The organism is Thiocapsa imhoffii (assembly GCF_016583985.1).
Lineage (GTDB): Bacteria > Pseudomonadota > Gammaproteobacteria > Chromatiales > Chromatiaceae > Thiocapsa > Thiocapsa imhoffii.
The window spans coordinates 57,680-80,676 of sequence record NZ_NRSD01000014.1 but is presented as its reverse complement, the minus strand read 5'-3'; the positions used below and the strand labels follow the sequence as shown (position 1 = coordinate 80,676).

21 protein-coding genes are annotated in these 22,997 nt (G+C 64.1%); 10 read left to right on the top strand and 11 right to left on the bottom strand.

What is annotated here, in order from left to right; all coding sequences use genetic code 11:
- Positions 1-87: 87 nt before the first annotated feature.
- The 3 genes from moaB (at position 88) to moaD (ending at position 2,334) form a co-directional block, all read left to right on the top strand.
- On the top strand, positions 88-618 hold the full coding sequence (gene moaB, locus CKO25_RS13575) for a molybdenum cofactor biosynthesis protein B (protein WP_200388477.1): 531 nt from the start codon (positions 88-90) through the stop codon (positions 616-618).
- A 32-nt stretch (positions 619-650) separates the two neighbouring features.
- The gene (locus CKO25_RS13570; protein ID WP_200388476.1) at positions 651-1,925 is read left to right on the top strand and encodes a molybdopterin molybdotransferase MoeA; all 1,275 of its coding nucleotides are present in this window, start codon (positions 651-653) and stop codon (positions 1,923-1,925) included.
- Between the two features lie 154 nt (positions 1,926-2,079).
- Positions 2,080-2,334 carry a molybdopterin converting factor subunit 1 gene (gene moaD / locus CKO25_RS13565; RefSeq protein ID WP_200388475.1) on the top strand — a complete coding sequence of 85 codons (255 nt, stop codon included), beginning with the start codon at positions 2,080-2,082 and terminating at the stop codon, positions 2,332-2,334.
- Positions 2,335-2,440: 106 nt separating this feature from the next.
- Here moaD and CKO25_RS13560 read toward each other — a convergent pair whose 3' ends face one another.
- Positions 2,441-5,818 (bottom strand): fibronectin type III domain-containing protein, encoded by a 3,378-nt coding sequence (locus CKO25_RS13560; RefSeq protein WP_200388474.1) that lies wholly within the window; start codon positions 5,816-5,818, stop codon positions 2,441-2,443.
- A 481-nt stretch (positions 5,819-6,299) separates the two neighbouring features.
- Here CKO25_RS13560 and CKO25_RS13555 point away from each other — a divergent pair, with 481 nt between their 5' ends.
- The 3 genes from CKO25_RS13555 to CKO25_RS13545 all read left to right on the top strand — a co-directional run bounded on the left by CKO25_RS13555 (position 6,300) and on the right by CKO25_RS13545 (position 9,891).
- Positions 6,300-6,620, top strand: coding sequence for a hypothetical protein (locus CKO25_RS13555; protein ID WP_200388473.1), 321 nt, complete (start codon positions 6,300-6,302; stop codon positions 6,618-6,620).
- A 151-nt stretch (positions 6,621-6,771) separates the two neighbouring features.
- Positions 6,772-7,434 (top strand): protein-L-isoaspartate(D-aspartate) O-methyltransferase, encoded by a 663-nt coding sequence (locus CKO25_RS13550; protein WP_371829717.1) that lies wholly within the window; start codon positions 6,772-6,774, stop codon positions 7,432-7,434.
- Positions 7,435-7,539: 105 nt separating this feature from the next.
- Positions 7,540-9,891, top strand: coding sequence for a tRNA(Met) cytidine acetyltransferase TmcA (locus tag CKO25_RS13545; protein WP_200388472.1), 2,352 nt, complete (start codon positions 7,540-7,542; stop codon positions 9,889-9,891).
- Here the strand turns inward: CKO25_RS13545 and mtnC are convergent.
- The 6 genes from mtnC to CKO25_RS13515 all read right to left on the bottom strand — a co-directional run bounded on the left by mtnC (position 9,828) and on the right by CKO25_RS13515 (position 15,164).
- Entirely contained in the window at positions 9,828-10,535 is a 708-nt protein-coding gene (gene mtnC / locus CKO25_RS13540; protein ID WP_200388471.1) for an acireductone synthase, read from the bottom strand. The two genes, CKO25_RS13545 and mtnC, sit on opposite strands and share 64 nt — an antisense overlap.
- Positions 10,532-11,080 (bottom strand): 1,2-dihydroxy-3-keto-5-methylthiopentene dioxygenase, encoded by a 549-nt coding sequence (locus tag CKO25_RS13535; RefSeq protein WP_200388470.1) that lies wholly within the window; start codon positions 11,078-11,080, stop codon positions 10,532-10,534. Before CKO25_RS13535 ends, mtnC begins: the two co-directional genes overlap by 4 nt.
- The gene (locus tag CKO25_RS13530; protein WP_200388514.1) at positions 11,077-11,694 is read right to left on the bottom strand and encodes a methylthioribulose 1-phosphate dehydratase; all 618 of its coding nucleotides are present in this window, start codon (positions 11,692-11,694) and stop codon (positions 11,077-11,079) included. Before CKO25_RS13530 ends, CKO25_RS13535 begins: the two co-directional genes overlap by 4 nt.
- Before the next feature lie 55 nt (positions 11,695-11,749).
- Entirely contained in the window at positions 11,750-13,222 is a 1,473-nt protein-coding gene (locus CKO25_RS13525) for a Do family serine endopeptidase (RefSeq protein ID WP_200388469.1), read from the bottom strand.
- 85 nt (positions 13,223-13,307) lie between these two features.
- Positions 13,308-14,084, bottom strand: a complete 777-nt coding sequence (locus CKO25_RS13520; RefSeq protein WP_200388468.1) for a YdcF family protein — start codon at positions 14,082-14,084, stop codon at positions 13,308-13,310.
- A 108-nt stretch (positions 14,085-14,192) separates the two neighbouring features.
- The gene (locus tag CKO25_RS13515; protein WP_200388467.1) at positions 14,193-15,164 is read right to left on the bottom strand and encodes a complex I NDUFA9 subunit family protein; all 972 of its coding nucleotides are present in this window, start codon (positions 15,162-15,164) and stop codon (positions 14,193-14,195) included.
- Between the two features lie 335 nt (positions 15,165-15,499).
- Here CKO25_RS13515 and CKO25_RS13510 point away from each other — a divergent pair, with 335 nt between their 5' ends.
- Positions 15,500-16,291, top strand: a complete 792-nt coding sequence (locus tag CKO25_RS13510) for a sulfite exporter TauE/SafE family protein (RefSeq protein WP_200388466.1) — start codon at positions 15,500-15,502, stop codon at positions 16,289-16,291.
- 123 nt (positions 16,292-16,414) lie between these two features.
- On the opposite strand, the gene CKO25_RS13505 is transcribed toward CKO25_RS13510, so the two are convergent.
- Together CKO25_RS13505 and CKO25_RS13500 are read right to left on the bottom strand one after the other, a co-directional pair.
- Entirely contained in the window at positions 16,415-17,149 is a 735-nt protein-coding gene (locus tag CKO25_RS13505; protein ID WP_200388465.1) for a hypothetical protein, read from the bottom strand.
- Positions 17,150-17,162: 13 nt separating this feature from the next.
- Positions 17,163-19,148, bottom strand: a complete 1,986-nt coding sequence (locus CKO25_RS13500; protein WP_200388464.1) for a transglycosylase SLT domain-containing protein — start codon at positions 19,146-19,148, stop codon at positions 17,163-17,165.
- A 90-nt stretch (positions 19,149-19,238) separates the two neighbouring features.
- Here CKO25_RS13500 and CKO25_RS13495 point away from each other — a divergent pair, with 90 nt between their 5' ends.
- The 3 genes from CKO25_RS13495 (at position 19,239) to CKO25_RS13485 (ending at position 21,043) form a co-directional block, all read left to right on the top strand.
- Positions 19,239-19,649: a hypothetical protein gene (locus tag CKO25_RS13495; RefSeq protein WP_200388463.1), complete on the top strand. Its 411-nt coding sequence runs from the start codon at positions 19,239-19,241 to the stop codon at positions 19,647-19,649.
- Between the two features lie 54 nt (positions 19,650-19,703).
- Positions 19,704-20,066 carry a hypothetical protein gene (locus CKO25_RS13490; protein ID WP_200388462.1) on the top strand — a complete coding sequence of 121 codons (363 nt, stop codon included), beginning with the start codon at positions 19,704-19,706 and terminating at the stop codon, positions 20,064-20,066.
- A 377-nt stretch (positions 20,067-20,443) separates the two neighbouring features.
- A complete protein-coding gene (locus CKO25_RS13485; protein WP_200388461.1) occupies positions 20,444-21,043 on the top strand; it encodes a hypothetical protein in 600 nt (199 codons plus the stop codon).
- 89 nt (positions 21,044-21,132) lie between these two features.
- Here CKO25_RS13485 and sbcB read toward each other — a convergent pair whose 3' ends face one another.
- Both sbcB and rplS read right to left on the bottom strand, forming a co-directional pair.
- The gene (gene sbcB, locus CKO25_RS13480; protein WP_200388513.1) at positions 21,133-22,572 is read right to left on the bottom strand and encodes an exodeoxyribonuclease I; all 1,440 of its coding nucleotides are present in this window, start codon (positions 22,570-22,572) and stop codon (positions 21,133-21,135) included.
- 69 nt (positions 22,573-22,641) lie between these two features.
- A complete protein-coding gene (gene rplS / locus CKO25_RS13475) occupies positions 22,642-22,986 on the bottom strand; it encodes a 50S ribosomal protein L19 (protein WP_200388460.1) in 345 nt (114 codons plus the stop codon).
- Positions 22,987-22,997: the final 11 nt, after the last annotated feature.

Here is a 22,997-nt window from a genome sequence, read left to right as displayed (position 1 = left end):
CCATTCCTGGCATGAACCCGAACATCACTAACACGGAGAGCACCTTGTCGACCATCTGTTCCACACTGTCTAAACGAGTGACTGACTATGAGTGATCAGGGCGACGAATTGGACTTCCAACCGTTAACCATCGCGGTGCTGACCGTCTCGGATAGCCGCACCGAGACAACTGACGCATCGGGCAACCTGCTGAGCGAGCGCATCCAAGCGGCCGGGCACCGGCTTGCGGCCAAACGGATCGTCCCGGACGATCGTTATCTGTTGCGCGCGGTGTTCTCGGATTGGATCGCGGATCCCTCGATCCATGTCATCCTGAGTACGGGGGGAACCGGCGTGACCGGACGCGATCGCACACCCGAGGCCATCATGCCCTTGTTGGATCAGACCCTGGACGGATTCGGCGAACTCTTCCGGACGCTGTCGTTCGAAGAGATCGGCACCTCGACATTGCAATCCCGAGCACTCGCGGGACTCGCCAATGGCACCTTCATCTTCTGTCTACCCGGCTCCAGCGGTGCCTGTCGCACCGCCTGGGATCGCATCCTGCAGGCCCAACTTGACCGCCGCACCCGGCCCTGCAATTTCGCGCAACTCCTGCCGCGGCTCCACGAGCGATGACGGCGCCCAACACCCATCAGGACACCAACGCCATGCGCCCATCGGCAGCGCCCAGCGCGGACTGTGAGACCCGGGAGGCAGGCGCTGTGACGTCGGCCATCCTCGGTGTCGCGGAGGCCCGCGAGCGCGTTCTCGCGGGCGTCGTCCCGGTCACCGAGGTCGAGTCTATCGGGATCGCAGCCGCGCTCGATCGCATCCTTGCCGAGACGCTGCAGGGTGCGCTCGATGTTCCAGCTTGGGACAACAGTGCGATGGATGGCTATGCCATTCGGCACGCCGATCTACTCCCAGCGGGCGGACGTTTGCGTGTCACCCAACGCATCCCCGCCGGGACGAGTGGACACCCTCTCGAACCCGGAACAGCCGCGCGCATCTTCACCGGCGCGCCCATCCCAGAGGGTGCGGACACGGTGGTGATCCAGGAAGTCTGCCAACGCTCGCAAGACTGGGTCGAACTGCCACTGGATTGCACGGCTGGCGCCAACATTCGGCGTATTGGCGAGGACATTCGTTGTGGCAGCGAGGTGATCGCCTCCGGGACCCGGCTGACACCAGCACACCTGGGACTGGCTGCCTCGGTCGGGGTCGAACAGCTGAGCGTCTATCGGCGGTTACGCGTCGCGATCCTTGCTAGCGGCGACGAACTGGTGATGCCGGGCCAGCCACTGGGGCCTGGACAAATCTACAACTCGAATCGGTTTCTCCTAACCGCCCTCCTGGAGCGTCTCGGCTGTGCGGTAGTGGATCTGGGGATCGTCGCGGATACCCAAGCGGCGACCGAACAGGCGCTGCTGCAGGGCGCGCACGCCAGCGACCTCGTCATCGCCAGCGGAGGGGCCTCCGTTGGCGAGGCGGATTACATCAAGGCGGCACTTGAGCGCATGGGCCGAATGACCCTGTGGCGCATCGCGATGCGGCCGGGCAAACCCCTGATCTTTGGCCACATTGGCGAGACCCCGTTCATTGGAACGCCGGGGAATCCCGTCTCACTCTTCGCCACCTTTTGTCTGTTCGCGATCCCTGCGATTCGGCGCTGTCAAGGGATGCGAGGCGACGTGAGTCCCGTCGCTTACCCCCTCCGCGCGGGCTTTGACTGGCTACGCCCAGGCCCGCGCGCGGAATTCCATCGCGCCCGGCTCCAGCAAGGCTCCGATGGCCTTCCAGAGCTGACGGTGTTTCCCAGCCGCTCGTCCGCCGTCCTCTCATCGGTCGCTTGGGCTGAGGGTTTGGTTGAGATCCCGGCCGAACGTGTCATCAACAAGGGTGATCTCGTCGATTTCATGCCATTTTCAGGACTCTTGTCGTGATCGCCCACTCCGTGCCCATGTGCTCGATCTTTACGAGGATCCGCAGCAGGGTGGCGCACACCCAGTGGCTCCCAAACGCGATTGGATCCGGATCGAGTTGATTGAGAATCGACGTCATCACCCCGGTTCGCATACCTGAACAACAGGACGAAACATGATTGACATTCTCTATTTCGCGCGTGTCAGGGAACAGTTAGGACGTTCAGAGGAGCAACTCGAACTGCCCCCCGGGGTCGGGCGTGTTGCCGACCTCTTGACTCTGCTGCGTGACCGGGGGGAGCCTTGGGCCACCGCCTTATCGGCCGACACCGTCCTGCTCATGGCCGTGAATCAAGCGATCGCCCGCCTGGACACGCCGCTCAAGGACGGCGATGAGATTGCAATCTTTCCGCCCGTGACCGGCGGTTGAATGATCGCGTCACACCGTCTCACCATCACTCAAACGCTTCATCGCGCGGCCTCACCATCACGGCGGCGCGACCGGCAGGCATATCGATGTAAGGCCGGGGCTGCGACTAGGGGCCAGTGACCGCGACGCTGGTCGCGCCCACCGTCGTACCCTGGGCACTGAAGCGAAGAAACAAGCGATGACGCGCTGGATCGAACGGGATCGGTTGACCTGTGCCGGTAACAAAGACCGCGTAAAAGACGGTTCGGTTCGCCGGCACATACCGCGAGAGACGGCTCGCGCAGGTGAGTTGGATGCCCTCGGCGGTCGTCTCGCAAACCGACAGCTCCACAGGTAACGCACGCCCACCATCATCAACACTGACGTTCACCTGAGCGCCGGCGCCAATGTTAATCGCCGCGGCGGCCATGAAGCCGGTGCCGGATCCGCTTGCCAGTCGAACAACGCCATCACCACTCGGGGTCACGCCGATCGCGATCAAGTCCGAAGGCTTCGTCACCTGCGCCGACAGGATAAAGGTATTGAGACCCACCTGAGACGCCGCGGGCGCGGCATTCTCGCAGACAAACGACAAGGGAATCTCGGTTGCCACAAAGGCACGTTGCGGCCTGAGGCCAAAAACAAATGACTGCGTTGCCCCCGGTGCGATATCCGCCGGTTGGTTACCAAGGCCCGTCAATTGATTCGTCGCATCGGTCGTCTGATAGGTCAAGGTCGCGGGGAATCCCGCGGGGAGTGCGATGCGGCACCCCTGAGCGGTCGTGCGACCGGTATTGATGAGACTGGCGAACCCGGTCGCATGCTCGCCCACCGCAACCGCGCGCGCATAGGGGAGCACCGAAGACACGATTTGCGTCGTTTCGGACTGGGTTGTGATCAGCGCGACATTGGACGGATCCGACCGTCCAACGGCGTTGGCGGCGAACACCCGATACTCATAGCGCGTCGAACGTTGCAAACCAGTATCCAGGTACTCGACCAGATTCGCGCCCACTGTCCTGATCCGCGCCCAGTTGCCACCGTCGGCTCGGCGCTCGATCTGGAACTCGGTTTCATCCAGGCTCTGATCACGCCATCTCAAGGCCACCTCAGTTGGTGCAATCAACGTCGCCACGAGTTCCGAGGGGGCGACAGGAGCCGTTGGGCGTGGCGCGGTCGTTGCCACCGCCTCGTTCGAATAAGCGGATGGTCCCACTGCATTGTAGGCACGCACGCGATACTGATAGCTGGTCGCGGCTTGCAACCCGCGATCCGAGAACGTGGTTTCATCCACTCCGAGACGCCCGATCTCAGACCAACGGCCCGACAAGGTGCGCCGTTCGATCCGGAAACCACTCTCATCGGAACTCTGATCACGCCACTGTAAATCGATGCGCCACGGCGTGATGGCCGTTGCGATCAATTCGGATGGTGCCGCGGGAACGGTTGGACGAGCCAGGGTCGTCGCACTCACTTCGTTTGAATACGCCGATGAGCCCGCCGCATTGAACGCACGGACCCGATAGAAGTAGGTCGTGGCGGGCGCGAGCCCGCTATTCTCGTACCGCGAAACCGGTGACTGCAGTCGGACCATCTCGCTCCAAGGCTCAGCCGGCGTGCTCCTGCGCTCAATCGCCACACCAGAGAGGTGTTGACAGTTCAGACGCCAGGCGATGGTGATCTTGGAGTCCGAGTTGACCACGGCGGTCAGGTCCGAGGGGGCGCTGGGCAGGATGGGGTCTGGTTCGCGGACGAGCGAGAGCTGGTAGGGACCGATCTGTCGGGGTGCTCGGGATGTGGCAATGATGGTGTGGCGCACCGTCTCCAGCGCCCGGTAGCGCATCCTGGACTCGCCTGGACCTGCGTCACCCTCGAGCAACAACTGGCCCTGCGGGTCGAGGAGCAGGAGTTCAGGCTCGAAATGGTGCGACGCCAGTGTGAGCCGATAGCTCTCTCCCGCGGTAGCCGTGAAGTCGAATCGATCGAACCAATGCCCCCTTTTCAAGGGCGACTCACAATCGGTGATCGCCAATGTCTCCTCCAGCGTTTGGCCTACCTCGATCATCCCATTCGTCGAGCTACAAACCACCATCGGGCGATACTGCATCACGGTGTCCCTGACCTCAGTCAAGGTTCTCGCATTGTCACCGTCGAGAGGGTCGCCGACGGCAACGCCCGCATGGCGCAACCGTGGGGTCGAGAAGTAAGGCACGCGCGTGTGGGTGCGGCCATCCGCGAAAAAGGTCCCGCTCCCGTAGGTCATGACCGAGGCGTAGCGACCAGCATCCTCCCCGATCCAACGCCAGCCCGCCGAATAAGGAAAGAGTCCAGGTCCGGGCTCGATCAGTTGCTCCTTGTGATGATGCGCCCCCAAAACGTGGCCGATCTCATGGATCATGGTGTAGGTGTTGTGTGCCTGACGGACTCGCGTGAGCGCGAAGGCCAATTCGGGTCGTCCACCCACCTCGGTCAGCAACCAGCCGAGACCACCCACATCCTCAACGTCCGCGAGCAGAACGACCAGGTCGGCACCATAGGCATCACGCCATGCGTGGACCTCCTCGAGATCGCGTGGCTCCCCTTCCAAACGATGCGGGTCATAGCCTTGGTGGTAGGTCAGGCGATACAGATCCAGGTATCCGTCGCCACTCTCCACATAATCGACGAGGGCCGCATGAACCAACCGAACTTGAATCGGGATCTCGCTATTGTCGAGGGCCAATTGGGCACGGGCTAGCGCCTGATTGATGACCTGATCGATGCCGCTCGCCGCACTCCGCGCCCAGTCGCGCGCCGCCGGGGTGTAGACGACCATGAGGTCGATCAGGGCGGGCGTTGCAACGGGTGTGGCCGCGGACCGCGCCTGCGGGGCCATCCCCAGCTGACCGTCCGAAGAGGATGCGTCCGGAGATGGTGGCGCCACCAGCGCATCGGGGCGCAGCAGATCCGTGGGGCCTTCGAGCACATCCTTGCGCGCTGGGTCGATCTCCTGAATGACGTGACCGATGCCAGCACCGAGATCAGCGATCAGGACCTCACGATCCTGTTCCGGAAGTTCAATACTCGCCAGCACCCGTTCGTCTTGAATCGATACGATCAGGACGCCGTGCGGGCTGTCATCGAAGCGGCCGCGAACGGTCAAGACCCCATTGGCATCGACGGAGACGTGGTCGATACGCGCCCACAGATGCAGGTCATCGAACAGCCCAAGGTAGAGTACATCGCCCTCGCGCAGGGCATCAGGGGCAAGCGCGGCAGGATTTAAGCGCCCCAGCCGGACCCGCCGCGCCGCGGACAGTGCCGCGTCCGCCGCATCCGACATCCGCGTCAGGTCTGCTTGGCGAATGGTCTGTGACGGTGGCGCAAGGCCCTCGTCGAGCAGGAGTGACAGGATGCGGGGGCCCTCGGCGACTCCTGGCGGGACGAACAGGATCAGGAGCAGGATGAGAAACCAGATACGATATCCGACCTGCGCACCCTTCAGGGACGCATCCGACCTGCGCATCGGTTGCGCTCGCCGTGGAGCAACCATGTTTGGCTATCCCTCTTGCCGGGACCGGATCTCACCGCGGCAACCAGCACGCTGGCTGCAGATGACCTGACCGATGACCCATTCACATCCTTGCCGAGGTTGCAAGACGTGCAACCTCGGCGGTGGTTCACAGCTCTTGGGGCGCGCGCGACTGCACGCTCAAGTTGATTTGTCGACCTGAGTTTAGTTCAGTTCAGTATCTTCGGACAGGATTCCATTGATGCTGGTCAATCACTTGTGCAAACACGAGGTGCCCGGTGCTCATACCCTTGAGTCCCGCTTGCGTCCGTCACCGCACGGACCCAGCGTACGGGGGAGCGACCACGCCCGCCTCGGCAGGTGGCCTGGCCATGGCCTGCCGACGAAGTCATTGGCGAATTCGTGAAAAGTCTGGACAATGCCGACCGACGGCAGCTGCGGGCTGGGACGTGACAGGCACCGAACGGGGCAACGCATGAGTGATCCAATCACGGGGTATTGCTGGAAGTGCGGTGGTGGCTTGACGGCATTCGACTACGGCCGCGAAACACGCTGCGGTGGCTGCGACCAACCAACACACTCCTGTCGCAACTGTCGGCATTACGCACCCGGGCGCGCCAACGCCTGCGTGGAACCGATGGTCGATCTGGTGCTCGAAAAAGAACGAGCGAATTTCTGTGATTGGTTTCAACCACAACCCAAACGCCAAGCGGCAGGGGATGGCGTCACCGCGACGAACGAATCAGGTGACCCCGCCGAGACCCTGAGACGTGCCGCCGAGGATCTCTTCCGGTGAGCGCTCTCGAGCCGAGACGCGCACGCACACCCCACGAGAGCGAAGCATGATGCCCCTCCCCTATGCTCCTCGCACCACCCGCACGTCGGTGCAACTCATCGCGGGACTGCTCCTGGCCGCGATCGCCACCGCCTGCGTATCGGATCAAGATATGACAGCAGAACGTCATCGTCTCGTCGACCTGATCGAGAACGACGTGCGTGCGACCGCACCCGCACTCGGCTTCGATCGACTCGACCCGGCCGTCGTCGAGGCCCTGCGCGAGGTGCCTCGACACCGCTTCGTGCCGCCCCCGCAACGGGCACTCGCCTATCACAATCATCCATTGCCGATCGGCGGCGGGCAAACCATCTCGCAACCCTTCATCGTCGCGATCATGAGCCAACTGCTTGCGGTTGGACCGGGAGACCGGGTCTTCGAGCTTGGCACCGGTTCCGGCTATCAGGCCGCGGTCCTGGCGGCCCTGGGGGTTGAGGTCTATTCCGTCGAGATCGTTCCCGAATTAGCCGAAAGCGCCATGCGCAACCTGGCCGAGGCCGGTTACCCGTCGGTACAGGTCCGCGCGGGCGATGGTTGGCTCGGCTGGCCCGAGGCCGCACCGTTCGACGGCATCATCCTCACCGCGGCCGCACCGACTATCCCCGCGCGGCTCATCGCGCAGCTAAAGCCTGGCGGACGACTCCTGATGCCTCTCGGCGCGGTCGACGGGGTGCAGCAATTGGCGCTCTTCGAGCTGGACGACACCGGCACGCTCACCCGCCGTGATCTGATCCCCGTGCGCTTCGTCCCCGTGACCGGGCCGCTTGGAGACTGACGGCGCTGGCGGCGGTGGTCTGACGGAACGGAGGTGTCGAGGTTGCCCCTGGACGCGAGCGGGAGCCGTACGTGACGGGACGCGTAACCCACTTGAGCTCGAACCATGACGGTGCCGATCGACCATCGGGCGTTTCTGCCCACCCTGGCTCAGAGGCTCCAGACTTGGGCTCAGCAGCATCACGACCGTGTCTGTGTGCTCATCAGTGGCGATCCGGACTGGAGCGCCGCCACGGCCCACTCGCTGGTCGCGGGGCTGAGACCTGTGCAGCACGCGGCCTGGCTTAGCGCGCGCGCGCTCACGAACCAGACCCGCCCCATACAGGCTGCCTCACGCCTGCTTGGCCAAGAACACGACCTCGTCGTATACGATGCCCACAGTGGTCTCGATCCCGACGGATTCGGCGCGATCACGGGCACCTTGCGCGGTGGTGGATTCCTGGTCCTGCTGACTCCGCCGCTTGAGCACTGGCCGCGGGCGCGCGACCCTGAGCGCGAACGCCTGGCGATCTGGCCGCACACCGCAGCGGCAGTAGGCGGACGCTTCATCGCCCGATTCGCTCGGATCCTCCGCACCGCTCCAGGCACGATCCCACTCCTGCAGCATGATCCCGATTGGCACACAACCGCCTTGGATCGTCTGCATCAACTGGTGGCGGACGCCAGCAGCCGCAGGCTGCGATCACCGATGCCGCGCCAGGATGCGGGCGGACCGACCGGGGATCCGGCGGCCCCAGCGACGCCCGATCAGGCGCGCGCGGTGGCCGCTATCCTCGCAGTCGCCAGAGGGCGCCCACGGCGCCCTCTGGTCATTCGCGCACACCGCGGTCGTGGCAAGAGCGCAGCACTCGGCCTTGCGGCGGCGCGCCTGATGATGGGTGAGCGTCCGCTGCGAATCCTGGTCACGGCGCCCCAACGCGCGGCGGCACAGTCCTTGTTCAAGCATGCCACGGCGGCCCTTGGACGCGGTGCGACCCGGGTCGATCTCGGGTCCGACCAAGGGTCATTGACCTTCCTGGCACCGGCTGATCTCGCAAGCGTGCGACCGGTCGCCGACCTCATCCTGATCGACGAGGCCGCGGCCATCCCGGCACCCCTGCTCGCCGCCCTTCTGGCGCATTATCCACGGTTGGTCTTCGCCACCACGGTCCATGGCTACGAGGGAACCGGGCGGGGGTTCGAGATCCGGTTTCGCGCCACCCTCGATCGCCTGACGCCGAATTGGCAGGAACTCCTCCTGGAGACCCCAATTCGCTGGTCCGCGCAGGACCCCCTGGAGGCCCTGGTCTCTCGCGCCTTGCTCCTCGATGCCACGCCAGCCGGCGCAATGCCCGATCAGCCGTGGGCCGATCGCGGAACGGATCCTGACCAGATTCAGATCCTACGACTCGACCGCGACCAGCTCGCCGGCGACGAGGACCGTCTGCGTGAGATCTTCGGCCTCCTCGTCCTCGCCCATTATCAGACGCGCCCGATGGATCTGCGCATGCTCCTTGACGGACCGAATGTCCGCATTTACTGCGTCCAAGCGGGGCACCGGATCCTTGCCACACTGCTCGTGGCCGCGGAAGGCCCCATCACCGACCCGGAACTGCGCACGGACATCTTCGCGGGACGCCGGCGCCCGCGCGGCCACCTCCTGCCGCAGACACTCTGCGCGCACGGCGGGCTGATGCAGGCCACGACACTGCGTTATCTGCGCGTGGTGCGGATCGCCGTGCAGCCCGCAGCATGTGGTTGCGGGCTGGCCCGCACGCTCCTGCGTCGGCTCGCGGTCGATGCCCACCGCGAGGGCTGTGACTTTCTGGGGGCGAGCTTCGGCGCCACCCCGGAGTTGATTCGTTTCTGGGACCAGTGTGGCTTTCGCCCAGCCCATCTTGGCACCCACCGCAATGCGGCGAGCGGTGAGCATGCGCTCGTCGTCTTGCGTCCGCTCAGGATCAGCGCTCGAGGCTTCCTCGCCAACGCCGAACAACGGCTCGAGCGCCGGCTCGCCACCCTGTTGTGCGGTCCACTCAGGGACCTCGATCCACTCACCCTCGCCACGCTCACGAGTGCCATCCGCAGCCCACCGCCGTTGGCGCCCGCACCCGACTCGAACGCGTCCTACGACGCAGACACGCACGACGGGGCGGAGCTCATGGGATTCATCAAGGACCAACGCGGTTTCGACCCCACCTTGCCCGTGCTCTGCGAGCTGACTCGGCGTTGGCTTGGGCCCTGTCTCAGAGCGGGTTGCATGACCCTTGAGGATGCCGCGCTGTTGCTCGCCGCAACCCGTCAGATGCACCCCCTCCAGACCCTGGTGCAGCACTTCGACGTCGCCGGCCGTGATGTCTTAGTATCCCGCATCCGCTCTGTGGCCGGGACCCTCTGGGGGTATGCGGCATCACATCAACGCGAAGACGATCTGGCTAAAAAGGCCGCAACCTCGTTAAAGTCAATGACGCTCGGATGATCGCCAAAGGTGTCCCACACACCCTCACGACGCAAGGCCAGCGTGCGCAAACCCGCGGTGGCGGCGGCGTCGAGTTCCTCGCGCACATCCGAGAGAAAGAGCACCGCGGCAGGCGCGCGACCGATTCGCTCGAGGATCCTGGCATAGGAGGTGCTGTCGCGCTTTCCACCCGTGCGGGTGTCGAAGAATCCTGAGAACAAGGGGGTCAGATCGCCATCTAGGGTATGCGCGAACAACAACTGCTGCGCCCGCACCGAACCGGATGAGTAGACATAGAGTGCGATGCCCGCGGCCTGCCAAGCACGCAAACAAGGGGCCACATCCGGGTAGAGATGGCCGTGGAAATCACCGCTGGCATAGCCTTGCTCCCAAATGAGTCCCTGTAAGGCCTTCAAGGGCGTGACCTTACGATCGCTGGCCATCCAGTCAAGCAACACCGAAACGATCTCATCCTCGCTCGCCGCGGGATCCAAGCCGGCCTCGCGACGGGCATCCGCGAGCCACTCCGCGACCCGGGACTCATCTCGATGACAGCGAACGAAGGCAGGAAGATGATCGGCTGCGTAGGGAAAGAGCACATCCTTCACGAAGGACAGGCTCGAGGTCGTCCCTTCGATGTCGGTGAGGATCGCCTCGATCTTCATGCGGCGTCTTCGAAACGCGGAAAGCGATCGGCAAGATCGCGACCCGTGAAATTCGCCACCCAACCCGCGGGATTGGTGAAGAGCCGAATCGCCGTGAATTGCGGACGCGGCCCCATGTCGAACCAGTGTGCGGTGCCCGCTGGCACGCTGATGAGATCGCCCTGTTCACAGAGCACGGCATAGACCTTGTCCGCCACATGGAGATAAAAGAGGCCCCGGCCCTCGACGAAGAAACGGACCTCGAACTCGGTATGGGTATGTTCGTTGAGAAATTTCGCACGCAAGGCCGCACGATCCGGGTGATCGGGGGTCATGCGCAACACATCGACGGACTGAAAACCATGAGCCGTCATGAGACGGTCGACGTCCGCGCGGTAGGCCGTGATGATGTCGTCACTTGAGGCATCAGCGGCCAGCACCTGATCGGCGGTCCAGCGCTCGAATGCGACACCGATCGCAGCGAGCTCAGCTTGGATCTCGGGCAGGTCGTGGTGAATGGCGATCGGCACCGCCTGTTGCTCGAAGTGGATTCGTAGTTCGCTCATCCGCTCATTCTCCTCGTGAGGATTTCGCACTCGAATAGGAATTCGAAGGCTTCGAGGGCGCGTCGCGCACTCGCCACATCATCACCCCAGGTGTAGAGCCCGTGACCCGCGATCAGATAACCCGGAAGCGCTGGGCACGCCTCGAGCATGCACGCAACCTGCTCGGCAAGGCGCGGGATATCCTGGTCGTTGGGAAAGATCGGGATCTCCAAGACCGTGTGATGCGTCACGACGCCAGGAAAGGCCTTCAAGACTTCGTAGTCATGTAACCGGAGCACCGTTCCACCGAGCCGTGACAGCACGGTGGAGGCGACCGAGTGGGTGTGCAAGACCGCCCCGATCGTCGGGTCGCGACGGTACAGCATCCGATGCAACTCGGCCTCGGCGGATGGACGCACGTCGGGACTCAGCGCATCCCCATCGAGGTCGAGCCTCATGAAGCCGGTTTCGTCCAGTTCACCTTTGTGACGACCCGACACCGTGATCGCGATCGAACGTGCGTCGAGACGCGCGGATAGGTTGCCCGAGGTTGCGGGCAACCAGCCGCGCTCGTAACAGAATCGACCAACGGCGACCAAGGCCGCGGCGGCTTCACGAAAGCGCCGAGCGTCCATCATGGCTCTCCGCGGCGGCGGATCCCGCCTCGCCTTGCGAGGACGTTGACCACAATCACCAGTTCAGCACGACGTAGCGTTGCACGTCGTCTTTCCGCACCAGGAGCAGCAGACCACCCGCGGCACGCGCGGCCGCGACCGCCTGTTGAAACTCACCAACGGATCCCACCGCCGAGCGATTGACCTGCAGGATCAGGGATCCCGCCTCGATCCCAGCCGCCGCGGCCATCGAACCTGATTGCACCTCGGTGACCAGAACGCCCACTCCCGGCATTACCCCGAACTGTTCCGCCAACTGCGGCGTCAGATCCTGCATCGTCAGACCCAGCTCATCACTCCTCTGGGGCTGTCCAGCCGCCGCGAAGGCGTCTGGCGTCAAGGTGCCAATGGTGATCTCGACCGTCTGGCGTCCACCCTCGCGCACCAGCGTGATCTCTTGTGTGCTCCCGGGCGGAGTCAAGGCAACGCGATTGCGGAAATTCCCGACATCGCTCACCGGCTCACCACGATAGGCCACGATCACATCGCCTTCCCGCAGCCCCGCTTGCTGCGCGGGTGAATCCTCGGAGACCTGCGCCACCAAGATGCCCTCGCCCTGCTGCATCCCGAAGGAGTCCGCGAGTTCGGCGGTCAAGGGCTGGATGACCACGCCGAGGAAGCCGCGCGTCACCTCGCCCTGTGCGATCAACTGTTCGGCAATCGCACTAGCCAGATTGATCGGGATCGCAAAGCCGACCCCCATGTATCCGCCGCTACGGCTGAAGATGGCCGTGTTCATCCCGACCACTTCGCCATCGAGATTGACCAAGGGGCCACCCGAATTGCCCGGATTGATCGCCGCGTCGGTTTGAATGAAGTCCTCGTAATCATTGATGCCCAAACCCGTGCGACCGGTCGCGCTGACGACACCCACCGTCAGGGTGTGGCTTAAACCAAAGGGATTCCCGATCGCGACGACCCATTCTCCAACCTCGAGTTGCGCGGAATCAGCGAACGGCAACGCGGGCAGACCGCCGGTTTTGAGTTCGAGGACCGCCACATCCGATTGTGGATCGCGTCCGGTCACCTCAGCGTCGAATTCACGCCCGTCCTCGAAGGTGACACGAATCCGATCGGCCCCCTCAACCACATGGTTATTGGTCATGATGAAGGTACGATCCCCCAGCCCTCCCGTGTCAGGCACGAAGACGAAGCCTGAACCCTGACCCATCATCCGTGGCTGACGCGGGGAACCCTGAGGCGCCTGACCGCGCGGCAGACCGGGCAGCCGATCACCGAAAAAACGCCGGAAGAATTCTTCCCCGAATGGCAACTCCTCGCCGAACGGTGAGCTCATGGGGCCGGGTGCGGACCCGGGCCGCGTGCCCTCGACGCGAATGAAGACGACCGAGGGCGAGACCGCGCGGCCCACTGACGCAAAGGCCTTGCCCGTTTCACGCAAGCTCTCGACCGCTTCGTCGCGCGCCCAGGTCGGCGCTGTCAGCGACACCGCGATGAGCACGGCCAGGAATGTCATCAAACGCTTCATCACATCTCTCCAGATTCATTGAAATTCATATCTACCCTGCTTCACCCAAGGTCCGGCGCCCTGACCACATCCGAGTGTTTTGCGTTCAACGGACGGCCCAGCCGCGTGCGCGATAGACCCAAAGGCCCAGATACTCTTTCAGTGCGCGGGTGCTGTCGCTCAGTGCCGCGGCGTCCGGCATCAGTCGCAGTGGGTGCGGCGGCTCAGGCACCACCTCGAAGTCCGTCGGTGCGGGGATTACTTCAAGGTTCACGGCTCGAAACGCTGCCACGGCCCGTGGCATGTGCAAGGCCGAGGTCACTAGTAAGACCCGCTCGAGGTGTTCGGTTTCCATCAGTGCGGCAGTGAAGAGCGCATTCTCCCGGGTGTTCCGGCTCTCTTGTTCGAGTCGAATGGCCTGCGCCGGCACCCCCAGATCCGTTAGGAATTGCAGCATGGCGTCAGCCTCGCTGCGTCGCGCTCCCTGCCATGGCATGGCGCCTCCGGACACGATCAGCAGCGGCGCCTTGCCGGCATGATAGAGTCGCGCGGCATGCCAGACGCGGTCTGCCGCTGCCGCCAAGTCAGGATACGGCCACTCCAGGGGAACGGCCCCAAGACCGCCTCCTAGGACCACGATCGCATCGGCTGTGGGCATGGCGGAGGCGGCCTGCTGCTCGTATTGTCGTTCGAGCGTGTGGCGGACCGCATCGGAAACGAGCGGTATAGACCAAAAACCGAGCCAAAGGATCCCAAGCAGCATGATGACTAGCCCGAGACGCCGCCGCTCCATCATCAACAGCACCGCTGCCAAGATGAGGGCGGCGAGCGAGAAACCGAGTGGATAAATCAGCTGACTCAGAATCTTATCGATGATCAACATGACAGCAGCTCGTCCAGACAACCTGGGGGGCGATCACGGCACCGGCACGACGGGGTCATGCGATCACCAACTCTCGGCAGCTGATCGATCCGGGTCGGGAGCGGCGATTCAGACTGATCGGTTCTCCCCGGACGGCTGCTCGAATGCACTGAGCGGGATTTCCCCGGTCGGTAGAGAGGGTTTCAGGAGCATCGGCATGACCACTTCGACATCGGTCGGGCGAATCCCGAGCTGCCCGAACCCGTCGGCGGTGCAGACACTGTCGACTTGCAGCGAGCGATAGTGATCCTGCGTGAAGAGCTGCCCTGGGAGCTTTTCGAAGATCCGGGCTTGGAGCTGGGCGAGCCGATCATTCAGCGCGATGATCCGCGCCGGCTTGTTGATCCAGCGTCCAACATCGCTGACGACTTCACGCAGCGAGACCACCCGCGGGCCACAGAGCTGATAAACCTGGCCCTGGTGCGAGGGGGTCTCCAAGACCAGTCGGATGGCGCTCGCCACGTCTGCAACATGGACCGGCGCGAACCGTGCCTCGGCACATGCCAGCGGGAGCGGCCCTGGCAGCAGTCGCAGCAGGGTGGCGAAGCGATGGTAAAAGTGATCGCCCGCGCCAAAGATGACCGAGGGGCGTAAGACCGTCACCGAGAGACCCCGCTGTGCCGCAGCCCAAGCAGCCGCCTCACCGCGTCCCTTGCTCTGGAGATAGGCACTTGGACCAGCTGGGTCAGCATTGAGCGCGCTCATCTGCACATAGACGGGAACCCCGGCAGCGAGCGCCGCCTCGCTCACCTGCTCGACCAGGCCAACATGGGTTTGCTCAAAGCCGCGGCCCCCTCCTTCGTTCAAGAGACCCGCCAGATTGACCACGGCCTGGCAACCGACCAACTGCTCCCGCAGGGTCGCGGCATCCCACTGCGCGACCTCCACCACCTCGCAGCCCGGAACGAGCCGCAGATGACGATGACGGGCGGGATGCCGGGTTGGTACTCGGGTGCGATAACCAGCCTCGGACAAGCAATTCAAAAGATGTTGGCCAACGAAGCCGGTTCCGCCGATGACACAAAAGAGCGAATGTTTCATGATGTCGTCATGACTCGTTCAGGGCGTTTCGATGCCTGTTGCTGAAAGTGTGGTGTGGCCTGCACGATCCGACGTGAGATCGCGTGCCCCACCCTGGTGCCGAGGTCACGGCCGTCAAACGCCGCACTGGATCAGGATTGAGCGCGCCACGAGCGTCTCCGCTGCCCGCCGCGCACACCGATGACAGACACAATGCGCATGGCCTCGGGCCACGCAATGCGCTGGGCAGACGCGCCGGATCACTCGCGCCTTCCCCGGTATTCAACCATCAGTTGCGGAATCATTTCAAAACCTCGTTTCCCGCATGGACGTGACCCACACGCGCAACAGGATCAATGACCGTGTTCGAATGGTTCATCTACCTTTTCATCGGCGCCGCATCGGGGATGCTCGCCGGCCTCTTCGGCGTCGGCGGCGGTGTCATCGTGGTGCCCGCGCTCATCATGCTGTTCACGCACCTAGGGATGGGGGCCGAGTGGGTCCCGCATCTCGCTGTTGGCACCTCGCTGGCGGCCATCATCGGCACCGGGCTGGCCTCGACCGCGGCGCATCATCGGCGCGGCGCCGTGCGCTGGGATCTTGCTGTCCGCCTCGCGCCTGGGCTCGTGATTGGCGCCTGGCTCGGTGCCGCCCTCGCTGGCATCATGCCTGAACTCTGGCTGACGCGCCTCTTTGCCCTGTTTCTTGCCGTGGTCGGGATCCGCTTGCTGAGCACACCTAGCGCCACACGGCTCCGCTCGCTTCCAGGGAATGCGGGACTGCTAAGCGCCGGCGCGGGCATCGGCACCCTCTCGGCCCTGGTTGGCATTGGCGGGGGCACCCTGAGCGTGCCCTTCTTGAGCAACCGCGGTCTGGATCTGCGCAAGGCAGTCGCTACCTCCGCCGCCTGCGGTCTCCCGATCGCCATCGCCGGAAGTCTCGGTTTCATCGCCGTGGGCTGGGGTCGCGAGGGACTGCCGAGCGGCGCCACCGGGTTCGTCTATTGGCCAGCAGTCGGCGCCATCCTCCTCGCCAGTATGCCAACCGCACCGCTGGGTGCGCGGCTTGCGCATCGCTTGCCCGTCGCCCTGCTGAGGCGTCTGTTCGGACTCTTCCTGCTGCTGGTTGCCCTGCAATTAGCCCAGTGACGCGGGTCGGTGGCGGATGGGATCCGACACCAGCACGTGGCACGACGCAACGCAAGGGCGGGCGGCATCGGGTCGCCATCGCGCTCAAACCGATCGAGACGCCTGGACACGCCGCCCGGCCGCTCAGCGACCGCCGTCGAGAACCAGCCGGCGATACAGATAGACCTGGCCCTGTTGGTCTCTGAAGACCAGCCGCCCCTGATCGAGTGCATACTCGAATTCGCGCACGAATCCTTCGCGCCGATTGGTCAGCTCGACACGTTCACCAACGATGCGTAAGTCACCATCGAGATACCCGCTCAAGGGCGCATAGAGCCGATAGTGGTCGCCTTGGACGATCAGCAGCCCATCGTCGCTGCCCTCCCAAATCCCCTCCAGCGGCCCCCCTCCCCAGGGAGTGCCAGTGCCCATGCGTGACCCTTGCGGAACGCCCGCTCCGAACGCGTCCATCATCTCGTTCATTGGGCCCATTTGGCCCATTTGGCCCATTTGGCCCATTTGCTCGACCGGATCGAAGGACGACCCTCCGGGTCCGGGTCGCTGCCCCAGTCCCGGCATCCCGGTGGCGCCTGGCATGCCCGTCATGGGCCCGAGCCCGGTCGGCCAACCCGACATCCCCATGGGATTCGACCAGCCTGGTGGGCCACCCGCGAACCCCGCGCTGGTGCCCCCAAACAGGCCCATGGCCTCCATCATGCGGACCATGGCCTCGGCCATGGCGGAACGTGCATCCGGGCTGATCCCTTGTGCGACACTCGGCGCCAGACCCAGGCCACTGACGGGGATCAGTCCGAACAGCCCCCAGCAGAAGGTCCAGATCAGCGTGATCGCGATCAGTCGATGGACACCTTTCGACATCGATTCACTCACTTCAGTCACAGGATTCATTCGCACCGGGGACCGGCGGCAGCCAATCCGAGACCCGAATCGGGGGCAAACCCAAACGGGCTCGATAGAAGACACGATAGGTCAGGATACGCTCGACATAGGCGCGCGTCTCGCGAAACGGGATCGCCAGGATCCAACGGTCAGCGTCCTCGCACGCCGCCGGCAGCCATCCCGCCACCCGCGCCGGGCCCGCATTATAGGCTGCGCTCGCCAAGGCGACGTGACCGAATCGATCTCGCAACCACGCCAGATAGGCCGTGCCGAGTTCGATGTTGCGCGCCGGCTCGAGGAGTTCCCATCGTGATGGCGCCGTCTGGCCACGCGCCAGCGCAACCTCGCGCGCGGTCGTGGGTAGCAGTTGCATCAGACCGACGGCGCCAGCATGCGAGGCCAGGGTTCGCGCGAAACGACTCTCCTGTCGCATCACCGCAAAGACCCAATCCGGCTCGAGTGCGTGCTCCCAGCTCTGCTCCTCCACCCAGTCCCGATAGGGCAGCGGGAAGCGCAGCGCCAGGTCACTCCAGTGCCCCGAGTGGACCTGCGCCTGGATGGCCTGATCGTGCCAGCCCATCACATCGGCGACATAGGCGGCGGCCAGCCGTTTGGGAACCTCCGCATGCTGCAACAGCTCCCGCCACTCGCGGCGCATGTCGATTTCACGACCGAGACGATTCAGGGCGCGCATCCGCGCCAGCGTTGGGCTCTGCATGAACTGACGAATCCAGGCCGGTTCGGCCGGCAAGTTCGCATGCCCGAGTTGATAGTCTCGCCCCAGACGGTCGGCGGCCAGAAAGGCCCAGAGCGTGCGCCCGGCGGCCGCGCGCTCGAAACGGTCCTGGGCGGTCTCGGCATCCCCGAGCGCAAGCGCGGCGCGCCCTTGCCAATAGTCCCACTGCTCCCGTGATGCAGCGCCCTCGGGCAATCGCTCGCCCCAGAGAAGAACCCAACTCCAAGCTGCATGCCGCACCGCCTCGCGCAAACGCCGCTCCTGCTCGACCTGAGTCTCTGGGGTTGCACGCACCTCGTCCCACAGCACGAAACCCTCGGGGTCGCCATCGCGAACGAGTGCCGCACCCACCGCGGCATGCGCACGATTCCAGGCTGACTCATCCAGACGCAATCGAGCCTGAAACCGACGCAGCCGCGCGCGCGCCTCGGTGGGCGATTGATCCGCCAGCGCGACGAGGGCATGCGCGATCAATGCGGGGACGTCAGCATCCTGCTCGCTCGGAACACTCGCCTCCAAGAACCGATCCGGATCGGTTGCGGCAGTGAACCAGCGCCGTGCGCTGTCGCGCTCGGAATCCGGCAGCAGGGTGACCAGATGGCGGGCCAGGCCCTGCTCGCCAGCCTCCATGGCAAGGCGCAGACGCTCCCGGATCAGCTCACTCGTTAGGCCACCGGCTTCGCGCCAGGCGTCAAAGACCGGGTCGCAGCTCGCCGGCTGGGAACGAGCAGAACGCCACAAGGGGGGGATCTGCTCGAAGGCCGCGGCAGCCCGGCCGGTCTCGATCAGGGCTCGCAGCCTGAGGCAACGCCGCTCGGCGCTGTCGTCGGGGCGATCGAAACGGGCATAATCAGCCCAACGCTCAGTGGATGCCAGCCGCGCCAGGTAGGCACGGCGCAAGCGACTGGCCAGTTGGGTTTGGGGGAAACGCTCCAGAAACTCTTCGATCGCGGCATCGCTCGTGCTCGCCAGATCCTGCGTCAGCTCGGCGAAACGCAAGTAGGAATAGAGCGGGTGATCCGCCAAGTCCACGGCGAGGAGCGAGAAGCGGTCCTGATCCCCGGCCCGCAAGGCCTGCTCGGCCTGGATGAACAGGGCATCGGGACTGGCGGCGAAGGTGTCGAACTGGCTGCAGAGGAGCAGTGCCAACAGCGGGCGTCGGCATGGCCACCAGGCGCCTTGCCGAACCAAGCCCGAGGTCCAGCCGAAAAATCGTTGCCGGTTCGCTATACTGTCGTGCATTCAGATCCCACTGCAGCGGGAGCAAGGCCATCCCCAGCATCGGCCCGGTGGCATGCTCTTCAAGAGTCAATCGACTGAACGGACACCTTCATGTACATTCGATCACAGATCCTGGTCGTCCTCCTGGTTGGATGGACGGTGTCGCTGGTCGCTGCCGCCGAGTTTAAACCGCAGGGGTTCTACTCCAACATGGAGCCATCGGTCGAGCAAGGACATCTGTACGGCCTTGAGATCTTCATCCTGCCCTATGTTGAGGAGGAGTCGATTCGTTACACCGCGTTGGTTCAGTTTGCGGACGTGGTGCCGGCGCGCGCGCAACTGGTGGAATTGGGCATCGACGCCGACACCGTCTCCTTCAGCGCGACCCACCCCAGTGAGGGTGAGGTGCATTTTACCGGACACATCGGTCCGGACGGCCTGTCCGGCACCCTGGGTCCGCTGGGTGACGTCACCTTGCCGCGCGGCGACAGTATCTGGCAGTGGGGACCGGCGGCACCCTGAACGGGGCGTCCTTCCCGCATTCATCCTCCCGTTTTCCGCATCCGAGAGACCTGCATGAAGACAACCATCCTTGCCCTGATCTTTCTCCTGATCGGCAGTGCCGTTGGCGGGTTCCTAGCGCTCGGGTTCGGTGCTGGAATGGGTGCGGCAAGTGGACTCGTCGTCGGCTCTCAGGCCGGCGTTTGTCTCGCTATCGAGACCGTCGAGGAACAAGGCTTCGTTGTGGACCCCGCGCAGATCGACGCCCTGATTGCGACCGCGGTTGGCAAGATCCGCGAGCAGAGCGGCGCGGTGCCAGCCGAGGCTGGACTCGACTGGATCAGTAACGCCGCTCAGTGCCGTGACATCATCCGCAAGCTCATGGAAGGACCCGAGACGGTTGCGCAGTCCGCGGCCGCACCCCGCGCCGCCGATTGATCGCAAACGCCCGTGCGGACATGGGCAACCGGAGGGATGCGACGCGGCTGAACGAAGCGACCACGACCCGAGGCGGAACCTCTCCCCCCAATGCGTTCGCCGTGGGTTCAGCCACCGCGGAGCGCTGTCGAGGGAGCGATCCCGGCGCACTCGGTCACCAGGCAGGCCTCTGCGTTCGTCAACCTGACAACCGCCCTGGCTAGCGCAACCTCGGCTCCCGCCGGCCCCTACCGACCGTCATCCAGAGGCCACGGCACCTGGAATGTGTGGGGAGTGAGCGTGGTCAGGCCTCATCACACCCGCGGCCGAGCCGTTTTGGTTCGGTCTTCGAGATCCCATCATCTAGAACAATCAACCCAGCAACCAAGAGGTCCTTCATGGCCAAGGTAGAGCAGTCTCCAGTCCTTGGACACGCTTTCAACGACGTTCTCACTGAATTGCATGCCCACGTCTTCACCGGCGTACCGGGCGAGTCCGACCCCTTCGTCCTCAGCATGCTCGATCGCGAGTATCTGGCCTTTGTCCTGGCCTGTTACTATCAATGCGAGCACTGCCAACGGCACCACGAACGTGCAATCGACCGGGAACGCCGTCAACTTGGCGTGCGCGACTGGAACTGGAAGAAGGAACTCGTTCGGACCACGCTCTTTTTACGGACCTCGAGGAGCGATGTCTCCGTGATCGAGTGGCGCGAGTGGGAGGCGGCATGGAAGAGCTTCGCCCAGCGCATTCATCTGCGCCATCCGAGTTTAGCCTGCTACATCGCCTACGCAATCGGCATCGCCCGCAACGATCACACCCTCATGGACCTGGCCTTCAACTCCATCAGCGGATCGCTCGACGTCGATGCACAGGTGAAGGGAGTCATTCGCGATATCGACCGCGTCGTTATCTTCATGAAGGCCGCGACCTCGAAGAATCGCACCGACTCGGTGATCATTCGACACCTGAAATCGCGCGGGTTGAGCGCAAGCTGAGCACGCACCGCGGGGGGCTCCTGAAGCGTGAGCCCCCGGAGCATCGAGGTCCGCTGTAGACTACGACTCGCTCACGGGGGCGACGCCTCTCAATCCTGCACATCGAGAATCCGCTCGGACCAAGCACGCACGGCCTCAAGGATGGCGCGCTTGTTCGGGTCGGACTCATGTTGTTCGGCAAGTGTGTTCAGACGCTCTTCGAAGACATCGAACACGATGCTGGCCCCCGCGCCCGGGTCGGTCAGCCGCGTCAGCCGCTCGTGCTCCCAATCCTCGCGTTCGGTAGGGGTCAGGGTTTCGGGCCAGTTGCGGGCACGGTAACGAAACAACATTTGCGCGAGGCGGGGGTCCTGGAAGCTCGGCGCCTCATGCGCCAACGCTTCGGGGGCGAGCGCACGCAGACGGTCGAGCTGACGGCGGTCGGCATCCGGTAGGAAACCCCCTGAGTACAACATCAGATCTGGATCCGTCTCAGGCGGTCGGTCGGGGTGACGATGCACCGCCGCAACCTTTTCCGCGATCTCCTCGTGCGCCGCTCGCAGGCGTTCGGCATGACGCTGCACCTGCGCCAGATCAACCGACCATCGCTCGGCCTGCTCTGGCGCAAGCGTCCCCAGCGGCGCAAGCATCGGTGACCTGTTCACGTGAATGGTTTTCAATGGAATCCGCTCCACCCCGGCCGGTAGCTCTGCGGTCAGCGTAAACAGACGACTCCGCAACACCTCCACCGAAAGGTCGAAGAGTGGATCCGGAGCGGTGCGCAAATCCATGCAGACGATGCCATTGCCGTTGCCTGGGTGTGGACACAGGGGCAGGACGGGGGCGAGACAGCCCAACGCGGCCGGGTAGCGGGCGGAAACATGAAGAAGCGGCGCGCCCCGCGCGAGCCGTTCCCGCACCCGCTGCTTATCCCGCAAGCTCAGGGCGTACTCGAAGAGCCGCGGCTGGACCTGGCGGAGTCGTCGCGCCAGTGCAATGGTTGCGCGCACGTCAGCCAGCGCATCATGCGCCTGGCCATGATCGATCTCATTCGCCGCGCTCAGATGTTCGAGCCGAAAAGAAACCGTGCCATCCTCCCGGGTCGGCCACTGCAGCCCAGCCGGACGGAGTGCATGCGCCAAGCGCAGCACGTCGATCAGATCCCAGCGTGAGTTACCCTGCTGCCACTCCCGGGCATAGGGGTCGATGAGATTGCGGTACAGCAGATGACGCGTGACTTCATCGTCGAAGCGCATGCTGTTGTAACCAACACCACAGGTGCCCGGGACACTGAACTGCGTCTGGATGGCGGCCGCGAATGCGGCCTCCACAAGCCCCTTTCGCTCGGCAAGCTGCGGGGTGATGCCGGTGACCAAGCAGGCCTCCGGGTGTGGCAAGACATCCGTGGCCGGCCGAGCGTAAAGCACGACAGGTGGCTCGACCTCATTGAGATCGACATCGGTGCGGATCGCCGCGAACTGACAAGGGCGGTCACGTCGAGCATCCGCGCCCCAGGTCTCGTAATCATGCCAGAGAAAGGTCGGCGTGATCGCGGATCCAGACACGAGAGATTGGACCTGGGGATGAGACGCGGCGTCGGCGTGGTGCGCGCGAGCGCGCTAGATCTTTTCGCGAATCCGCGCGCTCTTACCGGTGCGGCCACGCAAATAGTAGAGCTTGGCGCGCCGGACATCGCCCTTGCGCTTGACTTCGATCCCGGCGATGACCGGGCTATGGGTCTGGAAGACCCGCTCGACGCCCTCGCCGTGGGAGATCTTGCGCACGGTGAAGGCCGAGTTCAAACCACGATTGCGAATCGCGATGACCACGCCCTCAAACGCCTGCAAGCGCTCCCGATTGCCTTCCTTGACGCGCACTTGGACCGAGACGGTGTCACCCGGCGCAAAGCTTGGGATCTCCGGCTTCATTTGCTCTGATTCGAGCTCAAGAATGATGTTGCTCATGTTACCTTCGG

What these genes read in the sequence shown, in the direction of transcription:
- CKO25_RS13485 (WP_200388461.1), top strand. Translation starts at nt 20,444, where the DNA reads ATGGCCAAGGTAGAGCAGTCTCCAGTCCTTGGACACGCTTTCAACGAC.
- CKO25_RS13530 (WP_200388514.1), bottom strand. Translation starts at nt 11,694, where the DNA reads ATGGACGCTCGGCGCTTTCGTGAAGCCGCCGCGGCCTTGGTCGCCGTT.
- CKO25_RS13545 (WP_200388472.1), top strand. Translation starts at nt 7,540, where the DNA reads ATGACGGTGCCGATCGACCATCGGGCGTTTCTGCCCACCCTGGCTCAG.
- CKO25_RS13535 (WP_200388470.1), bottom strand. Translation starts at nt 11,080, where the DNA reads ATGAGCGAACTACGAATCCACTTCGAGCAACAGGCGGTGCCGATCGCC.
- CKO25_RS13520 (WP_200388468.1), bottom strand. Translation starts at nt 14,084, where the DNA reads ATGTTGATCATCGATAAGATTCTGAGTCAGCTGATTTATCCACTCGGT.
- CKO25_RS13500 (WP_200388464.1), bottom strand. Translation starts at nt 19,148, where the DNA reads ATGCACGACAGTATAGCGAACCGGCAACGATTTTTCGGCTGGACCTCG.
- moaD (WP_200388475.1), top strand. Translation starts at nt 2,080, where the DNA reads ATGATTGACATTCTCTATTTCGCGCGTGTCAGGGAACAGTTAGGACGT.
- CKO25_RS13550 (WP_371829717.1), top strand. Translation starts at nt 6,772, where the DNA reads ATGACAGCAGAACGTCATCGTCTCGTCGACCTGATCGAGAACGACGTG.
- CKO25_RS13525 (WP_200388469.1), bottom strand. Translation starts at nt 13,222, where the DNA reads ATGAAGCGTTTGATGACATTCCTGGCCGTGCTCATCGCGGTGTCGCTG.
- CKO25_RS13490 (WP_200388462.1), top strand. Translation starts at nt 19,704, where the DNA reads ATGAAGACAACCATCCTTGCCCTGATCTTTCTCCTGATCGGCAGTGCC.
- moaB (WP_200388477.1), top strand. Translation starts at nt 88, where the DNA reads ATGAGTGATCAGGGCGACGAATTGGACTTCCAACCGTTAACCATCGCG.
- CKO25_RS13570 (WP_200388476.1), top strand. Translation starts at nt 651, where the DNA reads ATGCGCCCATCGGCAGCGCCCAGCGCGGACTGTGAGACCCGGGAGGCA.
- CKO25_RS13515 (WP_200388467.1), bottom strand. Translation starts at nt 15,164, where the DNA reads ATGAAACATTCGCTCTTTTGTGTCATCGGCGGAACCGGCTTCGTTGGC.
- CKO25_RS13505 (WP_200388465.1), bottom strand. Translation starts at nt 17,149, where the DNA reads ATGTCGAAAGGTGTCCATCGACTGATCGCGATCACGCTGATCTGGACC.
- mtnC (WP_200388471.1), bottom strand. Translation starts at nt 10,535, where the DNA reads ATGAAGATCGAGGCGATCCTCACCGACATCGAAGGGACGACCTCGAGC.
- CKO25_RS13560 (WP_200388474.1), bottom strand. Translation starts at nt 5,818, where the DNA reads ATGCGCAGGTCGGATGCGTCCCTGAAGGGTGCGCAGGTCGGATATCGT.
- rplS (WP_200388460.1), bottom strand. Translation starts at nt 22,986, where the DNA reads ATGAGCAACATCATTCTTGAGCTCGAATCAGAGCAAATGAAGCCGGAG.
- CKO25_RS13555 (WP_200388473.1), top strand. Translation starts at nt 6,300, where the DNA reads ATGAGTGATCCAATCACGGGGTATTGCTGGAAGTGCGGTGGTGGCTTG.
- CKO25_RS13510 (WP_200388466.1), top strand. Translation starts at nt 15,500, where the DNA reads ATGACCGTGTTCGAATGGTTCATCTACCTTTTCATCGGCGCCGCATCG.
- CKO25_RS13495 (WP_200388463.1), top strand. Translation starts at nt 19,239, where the DNA reads ATGTACATTCGATCACAGATCCTGGTCGTCCTCCTGGTTGGATGGACG.